The organism is Vibrio sp. 10N.247.311.13, assembly GCF_041467595.1.
GTDB lineage: Bacteria > Pseudomonadota > Gammaproteobacteria > Enterobacterales > Vibrionaceae > Vibrio > Vibrio crassostreae_C.
In genome coordinates this window covers 38,379-55,473 of the sequence record NZ_JBFSUX010000015.1, presented here as the reverse complement: position 1 = coordinate 55,473, position 17,095 = coordinate 38,379, and the positions used below count along the sequence as shown (strand labels likewise).

The following is a 17,095-nucleotide window of genomic DNA, read 5'->3' as shown; positions in this document are numbered from 1 at the left end:
TAACACAACAATTTTTCTTTAAAATCAATGGGATTGGTCATATTTTTAAAGCTATTAATTTGCAATATTAAGTTGTAATAATCATATATAAGCCGTCGTTATTCTGTAATTTTCAATCATTTCGCTGAAATATTGATTCTAGTCGGTTTTTATCACATTTTAAGTGGTATGCTTGCGCTACTTTGATCGCGTTTCTCAACAAAAAAGAGGTATTTTTAGGGCTACAGGGCTTTTCCTGTTGACTAAATGTTATCTAAGAGTAAAGTTGCGCTCAAAAATAAGCAGTGCTTGAGTTTCTAAGGGAGTGACTTGGCAAGACCACAGAACATTACATGGAATGTAGTTTTTCTAAGTCACTGTTAGTCATAGTTTTTAACAATTTCTATAGCTCGATTCTCAAAATGTTGTATTGCTTGTCTATTCATAATCAACATAAAAGAGTATTAACATGCCGATGTCTCTCGGAAACGCTTTTATCAAGAACTTCCTTGGTAAAGCTCCTGATTGGTATAAACTTGCCATCATTTCCTTTTTAATCATCAACCCGTTTGTTTTCTTCCTAGTTGACCCATTTGTTGCGGGCTGGCTATTGGTGGTTGAGTTTATTTTCACTCTAGCTATGGCTCTCAAATGCTACCCACTTCAACCGGGTGGTCTATTAGCTATTCAAGCAGTCGCCATTGGCATGACCAAACCAGAAATGGTTTATCACGAGCTGCAAGCAAACCTTCCTGTATTACTCTTGCTCGTATTCATGGTTGCTGGCATTTACTTCATGAAAGAACTGCTTTTGTTCATTTTCACGAAGATCTTGCTTGGCATCCAATCTAAAATTTTACTCTCCGTTGCCTTCTGTGTTGCTGCCGCTTTCTTATCAGCATTCCTAGATGCACTAACAGTAATCGCCGTAGTTATTAGCGTTGCGGTCGGCTTCTACTCTATCTACCACAAGGTTGCATCAGGCAAGGGCACAACGTCTTCGCACGATCATACTCATGATGAAGAGATCTCAGAGCTAACTCGTGATGACCTAGAAAACTACCGTGCTTTCCTACGTTCACTGCTAATGCACGCTGGTGTGGGTACAGCACTGGGTGGTGTAATGACCATGGTAGGAGAACCACAAAACTTGGTAATTGCTAAGCAAGCAGGTTGGGAGTTCGGTGAATTTATCATCCGTATGCTGCCAGTAACACTACCTGTTTTCTTCTGCGGTATTTTAACTTGTACACTTGTCGAGAAATTCAAAGTGTTTGGTTACGGTGCTCAACTACCAATGAATGTTCGCCAAATCTTAGTTGAGTTTGACAACAAAGAACGTGCAAACCGCACAAAGCAAGACGTAGCAAAACTATGGGTTCAAAGTGCAATCGCAGTTTGGCTTATCGTCGGCCTTGCACTTCACGTTGCTGAAGTAGGTTTGATTGGCCTGTCTGTGATCATCTTAGCTACAGCATTTACGGGTGTTATTGAAGAACACTCTATGGGTAAAGCCTTTGAAGAAGCGCTGCCATTTACTGCACTTCTTGCCGTTTTCTTCGCTGTTGTTGCTGTGATCATCGACCAAGCTCTATTTAAGCCAGTCATCGATGCAGTACTTCACGTTGAAGATAAAGGCGCACAGCTCGCACTCTTCTATATTGCCAACGGTATTTTGTCGATGGTTTCAGATAACGTGTTCGTCGGTACGGTTTACATTAACGAAGTGAAAACTGCACTGGTTGAAGGCATCATCACTCGTGATCAGTTCGACCTACTTGCTGTTGCTATCAACACTGGTACTAACCTACCTTCTGTTGCAACGCCAAACGGCCAGGCTGCATTCCTATTCCTATTAACATCAGCACTTGCTCCGTTAATTAGATTGTCTTACGGTCGCATGGTTATCATGGCGTTGCCATACACCATCGTATTGGCACTGGTTGGCCTAGCAGGCATTGTGTTCTTCGTAGAGCCAATGACAGCATGGTTCTACGACGCAGGTTGGATCATTCAACGCACTGGTGAAGTCGTTGCTCCAGTTATCTCTGGTGGTCACTAAGCTAAACACTGTGTCGCAAACCAAAATAACTATAACTAACTAATCAAAAATATTAGTTGATTAGGAAACTTATCCAAGATAAAAAGCTCTGAGTAATCAGGGCTTTTTTATTTTATAGACAGGATTCAATTCGTGAACTTTTTAGCAATGATCAAAGACTTCTCTAAGGGACGTTTATCTTGGCTTTTACTGCTGGCTTTTATTGTCTTTTTTGAAGCGTGCGCTCTCTTCTTCCAACACGTGATGATGCTTGGTCCTTGCGTGATGTGTATCTATGAGCGCGTTGCTATGCTCGCTATCGGTGTTGCCGCCATGATTGGTGCGATTGCCCCGAATAACCCAATATCACGCTGGTTAGGCCTTGCTAGCTGGGGATTTGGCGCATACAAAGGTTTGATGCTTGCTTTAGAGCACGTCGATTACCAGTTCAATCCGTCCCCTTTCGCAACCTGCGACTTATTCGTAACCTTCCCTAGCTGGGCGCCTTTAAACCAATGGGCTCCGTGGATGTTTGAGGCTTACGGCGATTGCAGCAAGGTTGTGTGGCAGTTCTTCGATCTTTCTATGCCTCAGTGGCTAGTAATTATCTTTGCAGGTAACTTGGTTGCTTTCGGTATTGTGGTTATTTCTCAATTTGTGAAGTCGAAAAAGGACTTGCAGTAAGCCGTTGACACTTGGACAACAAAAAAGTCGACCACGAGGTCGACTTTTTTATTACTTAAGCTTTTGAACATATTAAGAGAGTCTGTTATTCACACAAACTAAGTTGCTCAACAAGCCGTGATTAGCTGCTTTTACCGCAGCATTGTTTAAACTTCTTGCCGCTTTCACAAGGGCAAAGGTCGTTTCGACCAATGTCTTTAAACGGGTTCACGCTCTGGGACTTATTGCCCAACATAGCTTCATCCGCTGCCATTGCCACTTCTGAGATCATCAGATCGACTTGACCCACTAAATCGGCAAGCGATGGTGGGTTAGTAAGCCCTGCAGCGATCATTTGTTGTTGAGTTTGCTCTTCATCAATCGCAAGCATCAAGGTGGTTAAGAGCGCTTGCAACATGCGCAGAGTACCATCCGCGACTGTCACGCTCTGCCACTGCTCTTCCACTGTTGGCCAAACCATCATGAAGCCTTCAGAAAAATCAGCGAACTGTTCGTTAAAGTCACCTTCAGCCAGTACGTCTGTTAATAGGTATTCATTACGCTGAATCAGGTTGTGCTGGCGATTAATCTGTTCTGTCACCGTTGTTACCAGCTCTTTACCCGCTTCAGGCGCAACGATAACCAGCCACTCTTCTGGATCGAGTGGTTTGGTCGCTAAGTTAGAGGCAAGGATTGCACCTTCCATAAACTGCGGAGTAATGTCAGTGATTGATTCTGGTAGGCTTAATAATTGATATGTCATGAAAGCTCTGGATATTGGGCATTTTCGATATTATAACGCCATCCTCCCAAAGATGTCGCTATTAAGAGACGAAACCATCATTAAGACATGCACCACACTCATAGTGACAATTCTGTAAGCACACCGTACAATCACGCCTCGAATTATTCGGTTCATTCAGTTTTGGTAAAGCAACATGCGCGTAATACTTGGCCCTATGGAGGGCGTTCTAGACCACCTAATGCGTGAAATTCTCACAGAGATTAATGATTACGATCTCTGTGTGACAGAGTTTGTGCGCGTCGTAGATCAACTTCTTCCCCCGCATGTGTTCCACCGTATTTGCCCTGAGCTACATCAAGGCTCTCAGACCATGGCTGGTGTGCCAATCCATCTCCAACTTCTAGGGCAACACCCAAATTGGATGGCCGAGAATGCTTTTCAAGCTGCTAGCTTAGGCGCGAAAGGGATCGATCTTAATTTTGGTTGCCCAGCAAAAGCGGTCAACAAAAGTAATGGTGGCGCTTCATTGCTAAAAGAGCCAGAGCTCATCTATCAAGTGGTGAACGCCTGTCGAGAAGCGGTACCGGCACACATTCCTGTGTCCGCAAAGATTCGATTAGGTTGGGAGCATCCGGAAGAGTGCTTTGAAATCGTCGATGCCATAGAACAAGCCAAAGCTGACGAACTCACCGTGCATGCAAGAACCAAAGTTGGCGGCTATAAAGCCAGCGAAATCAAATGGGACTTCATCAATCAAATAAGAGAAAAAACATCTCTGCCGTTAATTGCTAATGGGGAGATCTGGAACTATCAAGATGGTCAAGATTGCATAGAAGCAACAGGCGTCGATTCATTAATGGTCTGCCGTGGTGCTTTCAATATTCCAAACCTTGGTAACGTCGTTAAGCACAACCACCAGAAAATGCCGTGGGATAAAGTCATTGAACTTTTGCTGCGCTATTCAGAGTTTCAAATTAAAGGGGACAAAGGCATGTACTACCCCAATAGAGTGAAGCAGTGGTTTGTTTATCTAAGTAAAGGCTACCCTGAAGCGAACGAACTGTTTAAAGAAATTCGTACTTTCAAAAAGGCGCCACCGATTGTAGAACGCCTTCAGCGTTATCAAGAAGAACGCCGCCAACCTGTTTAAGATTATGTTTAGGGTTAAATACCCAACGCTACAAACGTGTTTACCGGTGCAAATAAGCTTTGCTTGGTAGACACGTTCGCTCTTCCCTCTTTCATTTTCATTTTCATTTTCATACAAAGCATCGATTCAATAACGTGGTTAAAATTTAAGACGGTCTTTGCCCGTCGTCTTAGCCACGTACAGCTTTTCATCGGCGTACTTAAATATCTCATCGAAGTTAAGTTTACTTTGCTCAGTTTCAACAATGCAGACACCGCCAGACACCGTAAATCCATTTGGAATAATGTCGGCTGAAGTGGAACAAATCGCATTCTTCACTCGCTCTAATGTTCTCATCAAAGTTTCACGATCTTCGCCTTTCATATAAACGACAAACTCTTCACCGCCAAACCGTGCAGCAACGTCACTGCTTCGAATACTGTTGCTGATCTGACGCGACATATAACGAATCACATCATCCCCCTTATCGTGGCCGTAGGTGTCGTTAATTGACTTAAAATCATCAATATCGAAGACGGTTAATGCAAACAGTTGATCGTGCTCTACACTACGCCAGAACGCTTCTAAGCCACGACGATTCAATAACCCTGTCATAGGGTCTTTGGCTGCGAGATCTTTGAAGTAACCACGTTCAATATTGGAATTGACGTAGAAGAAGATGGTTACTGAGAACAGATACACAATGATGGCAACAATAAGACTGTCTTTCTCGTAGACGAAAAAGTGCTCAACCTCTTTCGCGATGTCTAATTTGTAATACATCGCATGGTGAGACGAGACACCATCCAGTTTGATCTCGTGATAAAAAGCCGCAGAATCTACCGGAGTCGCTAAAGTGGTATCAATGATATCGATCCGACCTGCAAGATGCTCATTCGAGTTTGCGAGCAGCTTGTCAGCATTAATATCCACCGACAGCATCCCTTGGTGAACGCCTTTATGGAATACAGGGATCGTCATACTGATTATACGGTCAAGGGAATCAAAACGATAACCAGGGCCTGAAAGGGTAAGTTGGTCAGGGTTGTTGGCTGTTTTCTGCCAATAAGGACGACTCTTTATGGTCGAGAGTAACTCTTTGCTCAGCCCTTTGGCAAAACCTTCAGGTGAAGAGATCACATAGCCGCTCGTATCAATAAAGTGCACGCCGGCATGGTATTCATCAAGCTGGGATAAAAATGAAAGAATAGGAGCTAACGCTATTTTTTCTGACGCGCTCTTATAACTATCACTGCTTTCAGAACAAAGAGACTCTTGACCAATTAGCATATAGTCGATATCGACAGAGGGAATGTCTGAGGTTTTACCGTCGGCAAGTAGCAATACATCAATAGGCCAGATTTGGCAAAGACCATCCACAACATGTTTGTTGTGATCAAGAAAGAGAGGGTTTCCTGATTTATAATAGTTGGAGAAGCTGTAGTCTAGGGCTGTCGCCACTTTTGTGGTTCTTTTGAACACATCTTCAATACGATGAAACTCACTACTGATATCTTTTTCTACCGCGTCAAAATGATTCTTTCCTATTAGGCCAAGTAACATCGCGGCGATCACAGCGGGAAACCCGAAAACAAAGGTTAGGCTAAAGTGCCTATTTACTTTCATATAATGTGCTCTTAGCGTTCAGCTATTTTCATTCTCCCCATTAATATTATTACATTAATCGGCAATTCGCTCGACGTAAAATAATGTAAATTGATATTAACGACACACCTAACGGTCAAATAACCGCTTACAAATGAATAAAATAGAGAAGCGCCAACATATAGAGCAGGTGAGTTTGTTATCTGAGCCCATTTCAATGCTGTTAATAATATGACTTATGGCCTATTAGCTCACCTAACACCAAACTCAATTCACCGGCTAATGACCGCACGCTCAATCACAGATTGAGGCACTGTCACGCCAAGCTCACGAGCAGCATCTAGGTTGACCACCAGCTGAGAGCTCTGCGCAGTTTTGACACTCAACTTCCCGGGCTTCTGTCCTTCCAGAATGGCTGCGACATAATCCGCGGTCTGAACCCCAACATCATAATAATCTAGACCTAAACCAGCAATCGCTCCCTTTCCGACATAAGATGTGGCGCCTGCGACGACTGGCGTATCTGCATGGTTAGCCGCTTTGATAAGACCCTCCATGCCGCTTGCAACCGTATTATCGGTCAAGGCATAGATAACATCGGACTTCTTAGCAATGGATTCTGCTTTTGCTTCGACATCGTCAACAGTCAGCGCTTTTTCGGTGTGAAGTGTATAACCGAAATCTCGAGTTGCCTTTCTCAATAACCCAACTAACGCAACGGCATTTGCTTCTGCTGGGTTGTAAACTACACCGATTGAATTAGCTTCAGGGAGCAGTTCTTTGATTAATGACACATGCTGAGTGATCGGAGATAAGTCAGAAAGCCCCGTGACATTACGCCCCGGCTTTTCTAATTGTTTAACGAGCCTAGCGCCGATAGGATCCGTAACCGCGGTAAACACGATAGGAATCGAGCGAGTCGCCGACACTAAGGCTTGTGAAGTCGGTGTCGCGATACCAACAAGTACATGTGGATTTTCACTGACGAGCTCTCTGGCAATCTTGGCTGCCTGAGCCGGGTTACCATTCGCCATTTCATAGGAGAATTCTAAGTTCTTACCGGGTTCATAACCATTGGCTCTCAATCCTTCAAGAAGCCCTAAACGTGTCGCATTCAGATCTGGATGGTCAACAACTTGTGAAACCGACACTTTGGCAACGTTTGCCATTGCATTGCCAGTCCATAGCAACATCAAGCAACTTAAAACCGCTGCCAATACCTTTCTTACAGAACTCATTATCGCTCCCTGAATCAAGCTCTACCCGTCATTACTCGCTCAAAGAGAACAACATCAAAATCACTATTGACATTATTACCAGTAACCATTGATAACTTGAAGTGATATTTAACAAAAATGCAACAAGGCTCGAGTTATGTGAGAAAGGTTATATTGACTTCGGAGGAAGGTAAGAAACCAAGTGAATAAGGACAGGTAAGCTAAACGGAAAGTAAGCGAGGTAACAAAAAGAGGAGCAAATCTGAGAACAAGCTATAGAAGATGAATAGTTGTTCTCAGACAAGAGGGAGAGCTGGGATTCTTTAGAACCAACGCTCCATTGAGGATTTATCTAACTGACGAAAGGCACGATTTAAAATGATTGCCAATTCTTTATAGCGAGGGCGCGGCTTCATAGGCTCTAACGCAAAACCCGTTTCAGTGATCTTTTCATGCAGTTCGCGGTACCACGATACTAGCGCCGGCGGAAGTTGTGTATTTGAGCGATTGCCCAACCACCACATGCCTTGAAGCGGCAAGCTGATTGCAAACAAAGCCATAACCACAGCCTGTGGCATCGCTTGGTAATTATTAAAAACCATTTGTGTAAGAACACTAATAGCGGCAATCGCAGGCATCACTTTCACGCCAAAACGCGTCGCTTTAATAATGCGCTGTTCTGGGAAGATCGCGTTTAACTCTTTTCGGACGGGCCAGAGATCCATGTACTTTTGGCCATCTTTTAAACTACTAGCTAAACCAACTCTATTGCTCATATGAGTCTCCCATTAAAAAAAAGTTGAAACCATCAACTAAAAACACAAAAATTTGACGAAAAATAATATTCTTTCAAATTTTTTTGTTATATTTGCACAATATCGCTATTATTTGCAGACCTCAATCTCATTGTTGCCCTTATTTACAATTTAAGCAACTTTGGGAAGACTTCTGCAAGGAATGCACAAGCCTCTTTTTGATAAAGAGCGCTTTCACTTTATACGGAAATTAACGTTTTTTTGACCAAGGTTAGTACGCAAGCCTATGTGCTTCGACTATTCTTGAGATTAATTTTCATCCTTAACTGATTTCGATCAGAAAAATAAACAGGTAGTCATTAATGTCTAAGCTAGTTTTAGTTTTAAACTGTGGTAGTTCTTCTCTTAAATTCGCTGTTGTTGATGCAGAAACAGGTGCAGAGCACCTAACTGGTCTTGCTGAGTGTCTAGGTCTTCCAGAAGCTCGTATGAAGTGGAAACTTGATGGCAAGCATGAAGCACAACTAGGCGCGGGCGCAGCTCACGTAGAAGCACTATCTTTCATGGTAGAAACTATTCTTGCTTCTAAGCCTGAGCTTAAAGCTAACCTTGGCGCTATCGGTCACCGTATCGTACACGGTGGCGAGCAGTTCACTTCTTCTGCACTTATCACTGATGAAGTTCTTAAGGGTATTCAAGATGCTGCGACTTTCGCACCTCTTCACAACCCAGCTCACCTTATCGGTATCGAAGCAGCTCAACAGAACTTCCCTGGTCTACAAAACGTTGCTGTTTTTGACACTGCGTTCCACCAAACAATGCCTTCTGAGTCTTACCTATACGCTCTACCGTACAACCTGTACAAAGAGCACGGCATCCGTCGTTACGGCATGCACGGTACCTCTCACCTATTCATCACTCGTGAAGTTGCAGGCCTACTAAACAAGCCAGTTGAAGAAGTTAACATCATCAACTGTCACCTAGGTAACGGCGCTTCTGTATGTGCTATCAAGAACGGTCAATCTGTAGATACTTCTATGGGTCTTACTCCTCTTGAAGGTCTAGTAATGGGTACTCGTTGTGGTGACCTAGATCCTGCGATCATCTTCCACCTACACGACGCTCTTGGTTACTCTGTTGAAGAAATCAACAACATGCTAACTAAAGAGTCTGGCCTAGCGGGTCTAACTGAAGTGACTTCTGACTGTCGTTTCGTTGAAGACAACTACGGTGAGAAAGAAGAAGCAACTCGTGCAATGGACGTGTTCTGTCACCGTCTAGCTAAGTACGTTGCTGGCTACACTGCAACTCTAGAAGGTCGTCTAGACGCAATCACTTTCACTGGCGGCATCGGCGAGAACTCTGGCCCAATCCGTGAAATGGTTCTTAACCGCCTAGGCATCTTCGGCATCGAAGTTGACGGTGAAGCTAACCTTAAAGCTCGTTTCGGCGGCGAAGGTACTATCACTACAGCTAACAGCCGTATCCCTGCAATGGTTATCTCTACTAACGAAGAGCTAGTAATTGCTGAAGACACTGCGAAACTAGCAGGTCTTTAATTGATTTTCCTGACTAGCTTCATTCGAAGCTAGTCAGTTTTTCATATCAAGAAAATGGGGCTCAACTTCTATTCCTACCCCAATTTAAATATCGGTGGGAATAGCAGTTGAGCTTTTTTTATTTCCAATAGTCAAAGGTGTTCGTCAATGTCACGTACTATTATGCTTATCCCTACAAGCGCTGGTGTTGGTCTTACTAGTGTTAGCATGGGTGTTCTTCGCGCTATGGAGCGTAAGGGCGTAAGTGTTTCTTTCTACAAGCCAATCGCTCAGCCTCGCAGCGGTGGTAACCAACCAGATCTAACGTCTACTATCATCAGCGCAAACAGCGACATTAAGATTGGTGAGCCAATCGCAATGACTAAAGCTGAAGCTTTGATCGGTAGCGAAAAAATGGACGAGCTTCTTGAGTCTGTTGTTGAGCAATACAACAAGATCAACAAAGACGCAGAAGTTACGCTAATCGAAGGTCTAGTACCTACTCGTAAGCACCCATTTGCTAACCAAGTGAACGCGGAAATCGCAAAAACACTTGGCGCGGAGATCGTATTCGTTGCGACTCCTGGTACTGACAACCCTACGCAGCTTAAAGAGCGTATAGAAGTAGCATGTTCTAACTTCGGCGGTACTAAGAACAAAAACATCAAAGGCGTAATCATCAACAAGCTTAACGCTCCTGTTGATGAGGCTGGCCGTACTCGCCCTGACCTATCTGAAATCTTTGATGATGCAGACAGCGCTCAGCAAGCGAACCTTGAAGTAATGCAAATCTTCAACTCTAGCCCTATCCGTGTTCTTGGCTGCGTGCCATGGAGCATCGATCTAATCGCAACTCGTGCGGTTGATATGGCTAAGCACCTTAACGCTGAAATCGTTAACGAAGGTGAAATCTCAACTCGTCGTATTAAGAGCATCACTTTCTGTGCACGTTCTCTACCGCACATGATTGAGCACTTCAAACCAGGCTCACTGCTAGTAACTTCTGCAGACCGTCCTGACGTTATCGTTGCTGCGGCTCTTGCTGCGAAAAACGGTGTTGAGATTGGCGCAATCCTGCTTACTGGCGGTTACGACATTCCAGAAAGCATTGCTAACCTTTGTGCACCAGCATTCGCTTCAGGTCTACCGATCTTCAAGGCTCAAGGTAACACTTGGCAGACATCTCTAAACCTACAGAGCTTCAACCTAGAAGTTCCTGCAGACGATAAAGAGCGTATCGAGTTCGTTAACGATCACGTTGCAAGCCACATTGATGGCCCTTGGATTGATTCTCTATCTGAAGGTACTCAAGGCATCCGTCGTCTAAGCCCACCAGCATTCCGTTACCAGCTAACTGAATTTGCTCGTAAAGCGGCTAAGCGCATCGTTCTTCCTGAAGGTGATGAGCCACGTACAGTTAAAGCTGCGGCTATCTGTGCTGAGCGCGGTATCGCAACGTGTGTACTTCTAGGTAACCCTGAAGAAATCCGTCGCGTTGCAGCGCAGCAAGGTGTTGAGCTTGGCGCTGGCGTTGAGATCATCGATTCTGCATCAGTTCGCGAAAACTACGTAGCTCGTCTAGTAGAACTTCGTGGCGCTAAAGGTATGACTGAAGTTGTTGCTCGTGAGAAGCTAGAAGATTCAGTATTCCTAGGTACTATGATGCTTGAAGCTGGCGAAGTTGACGGCCTAGTTTCTGGTGCTGTTCACACAACGGCGAACACTATCGTTCCTCCGTTCCAGATCATCAAGACTGCTCCTGATGCTTCTATCGTATCTTCGATCTTCTTCATGCTTCTGCCTGATCAAGTTCTTGTATACGGTGACTGTGCGATCAACCCAGATCCAACAGCTGAACAGCTTGCTGAAATCGCTATCCAATCTGCAGATTCTGCTGCGGCATTCGGTATCGACCCACGCGTTGCTATGATCTCTTACTCTACTGGTGAATCTGGTAAGGGTGCAGACGTAGATAAAGTACGTGAAGCAACGAAACTTGCTCAAGAGAAGCGTCCTGATCTAGTGATCGACGGTCCTCTACAGTACGATGCAGCAATCATGGAAAACGTAGCCGCTTCTAAAGCGCCTAACTCTCCAGTTGCAGGTAAAGCGACAGTATTCGTATTCCCAGACTTAAACACGGGTAACACGACTTACAAAGCTGTACAGCGTTCAGCAGATCTAGTATCTATCGGTCCAATGCTTCAAGGTATGCGCAAGCCAGTAAATGACTTGTCTCGTGGCGCTCTAGTAGACGATATCGTTTACACAGTAGCTCTAACGGCTATCCAAGCAGACCAAGCTGCGCAAGCTGAAGAAAAAGTAGTTAACTAATTTTCTTTTTCAGAAAGCAAAAACCCTAGATGTTTATCTAGGGTTTTTTTACGCCTGAAGAAAAGCGGATTAATTAATGATTCTAACCACGTCCGTGAGGCGAATCTAAATCCAGATCAGGCCCTTTAGGCACCACTTGAGTCGGGTTGATACCCGTATGGCTGTAATAGTAGTGGCGCTTGATGTGGTAGAAATCCGTCGTCTCTTTAATACCCTCTATTTGATAGAGCTCTTTTAGATAACCTTGGATATGTTTGTAATCCGCAATTCGTTGCTTGTTACACTTGAAGTGACCCACATACACAGCATCGAATCGAACCAAGGTCGTGAACAACCGCCAATCCGCTTCAGTAATCTGCTCTCCCGCTAAATAACGTTTCTCACTAAGATGCGCATCCACTTTATCTAACGCTTCAAATAACGCTTCATACGCCTCTTCGTAGGCTTCTTGTGTTGTCGCAAAGCCGGTTCGGTATACGCCGTTGTTGATGTTTGGGTAGATATAATCATTCCACTCATCAATCTTCTTGGACAACTCCCACGGGTAGTAATCATCGGTGTTACCCGTTAGCTCGTTAAACTCTGAGTTAAACATGCGAATGATTTCAGACGACTCGTTACTCACAATGGTGTTGGTTTTCTTATCCCACAGCACAGGTACCGTTACTCTACCCGAGTAGTCAGGCTTGGCTTGAGTGTAGATTTGGTGCATGCGGGTATGGCCAAATAGAGGTTCAGGTAACCCCATTTGCCAACCTTCACTCATCATGTCTGGGCAAACAACCGTCACGTCAATGTGATCGGTTAGGTCTTTCAGCTCACGGAAGATAAGGGTTCGGTGCGCCCAAGGGCAAGCCAATGATACGTATAAGTGATAACGGCCGCTTTCAGGCTCAAACTGCGCGCCCGGTTTGTTCTCTATCCAGTGACGAAAGCCCGCATCTTCACGAACAAACTTACCACCGCTTTCTTTGGTGTCGTACCACACATCGTGCCAAACACCTTCAACTAACTTACCCATATCCAAACCTCTGTCATCGAAACTTTTCTCTAGTATAAAAAAAGCCAACTTTTTCAAAACTAGAAGAAGTTGGCTTAGTTGTTCGAATATTTTGATGAAGCTTGTTGAGCGAACCAATAAGCCTAAGACAAAAAAAGCGCGACTCTAATAACTAGTCGCGCTTAAGCCTGTCACAGGCTGAACCGTTTTAAATAGGCTCTAGACTTGTACGTGCAAGCAAGATACTGCGTGAACGTCATCGCCTTGAATCGTTGGCTTAGTTTGCGCACACGCCTCTGTTGCTTGTGGGCAACGAGTACGGAACACACAACCTGATGGCGGATTGATTGGCGATGGGAGATCACCTTCCAACATCTGAATGGTTTTGCTGCGCTCTAAGCGTGGGTCTGGAATTGGAACTGCAGACATCAACGCTTTGGTGTATGGGTGCTTAGGATCAGAGAACAATGCATCTGATTCGCCAAGTTCTACCGCATTACCTAGGTACATCACCAATACGCGATCAGAGATGTGTTTAACAACCGACAAATCGTGCGCGATGAATACCAAAGACAAACCTAGCTCTTTTTGTAGCTCCTTCAGAAGGTTAACTACTTGAGCTTGGATAGATACATCCAGTGCAGAAACAGGTTCATCACAGATGATCATCTTAGGTTTCAAGATAAGCGCACGTGCAATACCAATACGCTGACACTGACCACCAGAGAATTCATGAGGGTAACGGTTGATTACGTTGGGTAGTAGACCAACCTTTGCCATCATCTCTTTAACTCTGTCCTTCACTTCTTGTTTAGAAAGTTCAGGGAAGAAAGTCTCTAGAGGCTCAGCAATAATATCGCCTACTGACATACGTGGGTTAAGCGATGCTAGCGGGTCTTGGAAGATCATCTGAATCTCTTTACGAGTCTCACGACGCTTCACTTCCTGCATCTTAGTTAGGTCTTGACCTAACCACATCACTTGACCTTCAGTCGCTTCAACCAAGCCGATAATCGCACGGGCAAAAGTCGACTTACCACAACCAGACTCACCTACTACACCCAGAGTCTCTCCTTCGTAAAGGTGAACATCAACACCATCAACCGCTTTAAGGTTTGATGGTTTTGCCCAAGGCCAAGCAGACTTAGCTGCAATGCTAAAGTGAACTTTCAGGTCTTTAATATCTAATAGTAATTCTTTACTCATTTTGTCCAAGTCTCCCAATCTGAAAAACAAGCACGCTGACGGTCTTTAGCAAATGGCTGCAAAATCGGTGCTTCTTGCTTACAACGGTCCATTACACGGTGACAACGGTCTTGGTAAGGACAACCTGTTGGTAGGCGAAGTAAGTTAGGTGGGTTACCTGGAATCGTCGGTAGAATTTCACCTTCGGTATCCAAACGAGGAATCGCTTTAAGCAGGCCTTCCGCATATGGGTGGCTTGGCTCGTAGAAGATTTCATCAACCGTGCCGTACTCCATTGTACGACCCGCGTACATCACAAGTACTTTGTCACATGAGCCAGCAACAACACCCAAGTCATGGGTGATCATGATGATTGCCGTATTGAACTCATCTTTAAGTTCGTTCAGCAATTCCATGATTTGCGCTTGAATGGTTACATCCAGTGCCGTTGTTGGTTCATCAGCGATAAGTAATTTAGGACGACACAGCAGTGCCATTGCGATCATCACACGCTGACGCATACCGCCAGAAAATTCGTGTGGGTACATGGTGATACGCTTACGTGCTTCAGGGATTTTAACCGCTTCAAGCATGCGTACTGATTCTTCAAACGCCTCTGCTTTACCCATGCCTTTGTGCAGCATAAGTACTTCCATCAACTGATCACTTACTTTCATGTAAGGGTTCAGTGACGTCATTGGATCTTGGAAGATCATTGCGATCTGTTCAGCACGAACCTTGTTCAGCGCTTTTTCAGGCAGGTTGAGGATTTCATTGCCTTCAAACTTTGCACTGCCTGAGATGATGCCGTTCTTAGCCAGCAGCCCCATCAGTGCAAATACCGTTTGTGATTTACCTGAACCCGACTCACCAACAATACCCAGCGTTTCGCCTTGGTTAAGTGAGAAGTTCAAGTCGTTTACTGCGGTTACGATACCATCTTGTGTGGTAAATTCGACGCGCAGATCTTTGACATCTAATAAGCTCATTATTGCTTCCTTAATCTTTTATAGCTTTTAATTGCTATTTCGTTATCTGTCTTTTGGATCAAGCGCGTCGCGCAGACCATCACCTACGTAGTTAAAGCAGAACAGCGTAACTACCATGAATGCCGCAGGGAATGTCAATTGCCAGATTGCAACTTCCATTGTTTGCGAACCTTCTTGAAGCAATGCGCCCCAGCTTGTCATAGGCTCTTGAACACCAAGACCAAGGAAAGATAAGAATGATTCTGTAAGGATCATGCTTGGAATAAGCAACGTAGAGTAAACCGCTACGATACCCAGTACGTTCGGTACGATGTGACGTGTAATGATCTTCCATTTGCTTACACCACATACGTGTGCAGCTTCAATGAACTCTTTACTACGTAGGCTCAACGTTTGACCACGTACAATACGCGCCATATCTAGCCAAGCAATCGCACCAATAGCAACGAAGATTAGGACGATGTTACGACCAAAGAACGTTACCAGTACGATTACTAGGAACATGAATGGCACTGCGTACAAGATCTCTAGGATACGCATCATCACTCGGTCAGTACGACCGCCGATGAAGCCTGAAGCTGCACCGTAAAGCGTACCAATCAGTACCGCTACGAAGGCACCCATCACACCAACCATCAATGAGATGCGGCCACCGACAAGAGTACGAACGTACAAATCACGACCTAAGCTATCGGTACCAAACCAGTGATCCGCATTCGGACCAACGTGCATTGCGTACCAGTCAGTATCATCATAAGTGTACTGAGCCAGCATTGGTAAGAAGATAACTGCCAGTACCATAAGCGTAAGAATGAACAGACTCACCATCGCAGCTTTGTTTCGCATGAAACGAATGCGCGCGTCCTGCCACAAACTACGACCTTCAATCTCTAAGCTCTCAGAGAACTTTTCGATCGCTTCTAAATTTTCTTTTTTCTTCAACATAACCATGCGTCCCTGTTAGTAGCGAATTTTCGGGTCAATAAGCGCTAGCAAAATATCAACGATTGCGTTGAACAAGATGAATAGGAAACCAATCAAGATGGTTACACCCATTACTAGCGAGTAGTCACGGTTAAACGCGGCGTTAACAAACAGCTTACCGATACCTGGTAGGCCGAAGATGGTTTCAACAACAACTGAACCTGTGATGATACCTACGAACGCAGGTCCCATGTAAGAAACAACAGGTAGCATTGCTGGCTTAAGTGCATGTTTTAGAATGATATAACGGTAGCTTAGACCTTTTGCACGCGCAGTTCGGATAAAGTTACTGTTTAGCGTTTCAATCATGCTACCGCGAGTAATACGAGCAAAGGTTGCTACGTAAAGAAGAGACATCGCGATAACAGGCAGCACGATGTACATGAATGTACCGCCATGCCAACCACCTGCTGGGAATATGTTCCAGTGCAGGGAGAAAAGGTAAATAAGCGCCGGTGCCAACACGAAAGATGGCATTACCACCCCGAGCATGGCGGTCGACATTATGGTGTAGTCGACCCAGGTGTTGTGCTTCAAGGCAGCAATCGTCCCGACAGTGACCCCCATCAATAGTGTGAAGATAAAGGCAACGAAACCTACCTTCGCAGATACTGGAAGTGCAACCGCGATCAGCTCATTTACTGTGTAATCTTGGTACTTAAACGAGGGGCCGAAGTCACCTTGTAAGATATTTGTCAAATACGTGGTGTATTGTTCAAATACTGGTTTATCTAAGCCGTATTTAGCTTCGATGTTAGCCATAACTTCTGGCGGTAATGGACGTTCGCTTGAAAACGGGTTACCCGGTGCGAAACGCATGAGAAAGAAAGATATAGTGATCAACACCAACATGGTTGGAATCGCTTCAAATATCCGTTTCATAATGAATTTAAGCATAAACTCACTCTTTCAGTCTGTGACAATTAAAATT

At 44.5% G+C, this 17,095-nt stretch carries 14 protein-coding genes; 5 read left to right on the top strand and 9 right to left on the bottom strand.

The window, feature by feature from the left end; translation table 11 throughout:
• The first annotated feature begins 448 nt into the window (after positions 1–448).
• On the top strand, positions 449–2,041 hold the full coding sequence (gene nhaB / locus AB6E52_RS08900) for a Na(+)/H(+) antiporter NhaB (protein ID WP_017069185.1): 1,593 nt from the start codon (positions 449–451) through the stop codon (positions 2,039–2,041).
• 147 nt (positions 2,042–2,188) lie between these two features.
• Positions 2,189–2,704, top strand: a complete 516-nt coding sequence (gene dsbB / locus AB6E52_RS08895) for a disulfide bond formation protein DsbB (RefSeq protein WP_029235613.1) — start codon at positions 2,189–2,191, stop codon at positions 2,702–2,704.
• 121 nt (positions 2,705–2,825) lie between these two features.
• On the opposite strand, the gene AB6E52_RS08890 is transcribed toward dsbB, so the two are convergent.
• Positions 2,826–3,446 (bottom strand): YecA family protein, encoded by a 621-nt coding sequence (locus tag AB6E52_RS08890; protein ID WP_017062164.1) that lies wholly within the window; start codon positions 3,444–3,446, stop codon positions 2,826–2,828.
• Positions 3,447–3,621: 175 nt separating this feature from the next.
• On the opposite strand from AB6E52_RS08890, the gene dusC reads away from it, so the two are divergent.
• The gene (dusC, locus tag AB6E52_RS08885) at positions 3,622–4,578 is read left to right on the top strand and encodes a tRNA dihydrouridine(16) synthase DusC (RefSeq protein ID WP_017069187.1); all 957 of its coding nucleotides are present in this window, start codon (positions 3,622–3,624) and stop codon (positions 4,576–4,578) included.
• 138 nt (positions 4,579–4,716) lie between these two features.
• Here dusC and AB6E52_RS08880 read toward each other — a convergent pair whose 3' ends face one another.
• The 3 genes from AB6E52_RS08880 to yfbV form a co-directional block, all read right to left on the bottom strand.
• On the bottom strand, positions 4,717–6,183 hold the full coding sequence (locus AB6E52_RS08880; protein WP_017069188.1) for a sensor domain-containing diguanylate cyclase: 1,467 nt from the start codon (positions 6,181–6,183) through the stop codon (positions 4,717–4,719).
• Between the two features lie 251 nt (positions 6,184–6,434).
• A complete protein-coding gene (locus AB6E52_RS08875; RefSeq protein ID WP_017062167.1) occupies positions 6,435–7,400 on the bottom strand; it encodes an ABC transporter substrate-binding protein in 966 nt (321 codons plus the stop codon).
• 302 nt (positions 7,401–7,702) lie between these two features.
• Complete coding sequence (gene yfbV / locus AB6E52_RS08870) at positions 7,703–8,155, bottom strand: terminus macrodomain insulation protein YfbV (protein ID WP_017062168.1); 453 nt, start codon at positions 8,153–8,155, stop codon at positions 7,703–7,705.
• Between the two features lie 341 nt (positions 8,156–8,496).
• On the opposite strand from yfbV, the gene AB6E52_RS08865 reads away from it, so the two are divergent.
• Together AB6E52_RS08865 and pta are read left to right on the top strand one after the other, a co-directional pair.
• Positions 8,497–9,693: an acetate kinase gene (locus AB6E52_RS08865; protein WP_017107306.1), complete on the top strand. Its 1,197-nt coding sequence runs from the start codon at positions 8,497–8,499 to the stop codon at positions 9,691–9,693.
• 147 nt (positions 9,694–9,840) lie between these two features.
• Positions 9,841–12,006, top strand: coding sequence for a phosphate acetyltransferase (pta, locus tag AB6E52_RS08860; protein ID WP_017062170.1), 2,166 nt, complete (start codon positions 9,841–9,843; stop codon positions 12,004–12,006).
• A gap of 82 nt (positions 12,007–12,088) precedes the next feature.
• Here the strand turns inward: pta and AB6E52_RS08855 are convergent, their stop codons facing one another.
• The 5 genes from AB6E52_RS08855 to oppB all read right to left on the bottom strand — a co-directional run bounded on the left by AB6E52_RS08855 (position 12,089) and on the right by oppB (position 17,061).
• The gene (locus AB6E52_RS08855) at positions 12,089–13,027 is read right to left on the bottom strand and encodes a glutathione S-transferase family protein (protein WP_102321139.1); all 939 of its coding nucleotides are present in this window, start codon (positions 13,025–13,027) and stop codon (positions 12,089–12,091) included.
• A gap of 198 nt (positions 13,028–13,225) precedes the next feature.
• Positions 13,226–14,212 carry a murein tripeptide/oligopeptide ABC transporter ATP binding protein OppF gene (gene oppF / locus AB6E52_RS08850; protein ID WP_017062172.1) on the bottom strand — a complete coding sequence of 329 codons (987 nt, stop codon included), beginning with the start codon at positions 14,210–14,212 and terminating at the stop codon, positions 13,226–13,228.
• Positions 14,209–15,180: an ABC transporter ATP-binding protein gene (locus tag AB6E52_RS08845; RefSeq protein WP_012603544.1), complete on the bottom strand. Its 972-nt coding sequence runs from the start codon at positions 15,178–15,180 to the stop codon at positions 14,209–14,211. Before AB6E52_RS08845 ends, oppF begins: the two co-directional genes overlap by 4 nt.
• A 42-nt stretch (positions 15,181–15,222) precedes the next feature.
• Positions 15,223–16,125, bottom strand: coding sequence for an oligopeptide ABC transporter permease OppC (gene oppC, locus AB6E52_RS08840; RefSeq protein ID WP_017062173.1), 903 nt, complete (start codon positions 16,123–16,125; stop codon positions 15,223–15,225).
• 15 nt (positions 16,126–16,140) lie between these two features.
• Positions 16,141–17,061, bottom strand: coding sequence for an oligopeptide ABC transporter permease OppB (gene oppB / locus AB6E52_RS08835; RefSeq protein ID WP_017062174.1), 921 nt, complete (start codon positions 17,059–17,061; stop codon positions 16,141–16,143).
• Between the last annotated feature and the right edge of the window lie 34 nt (positions 17,062–17,095).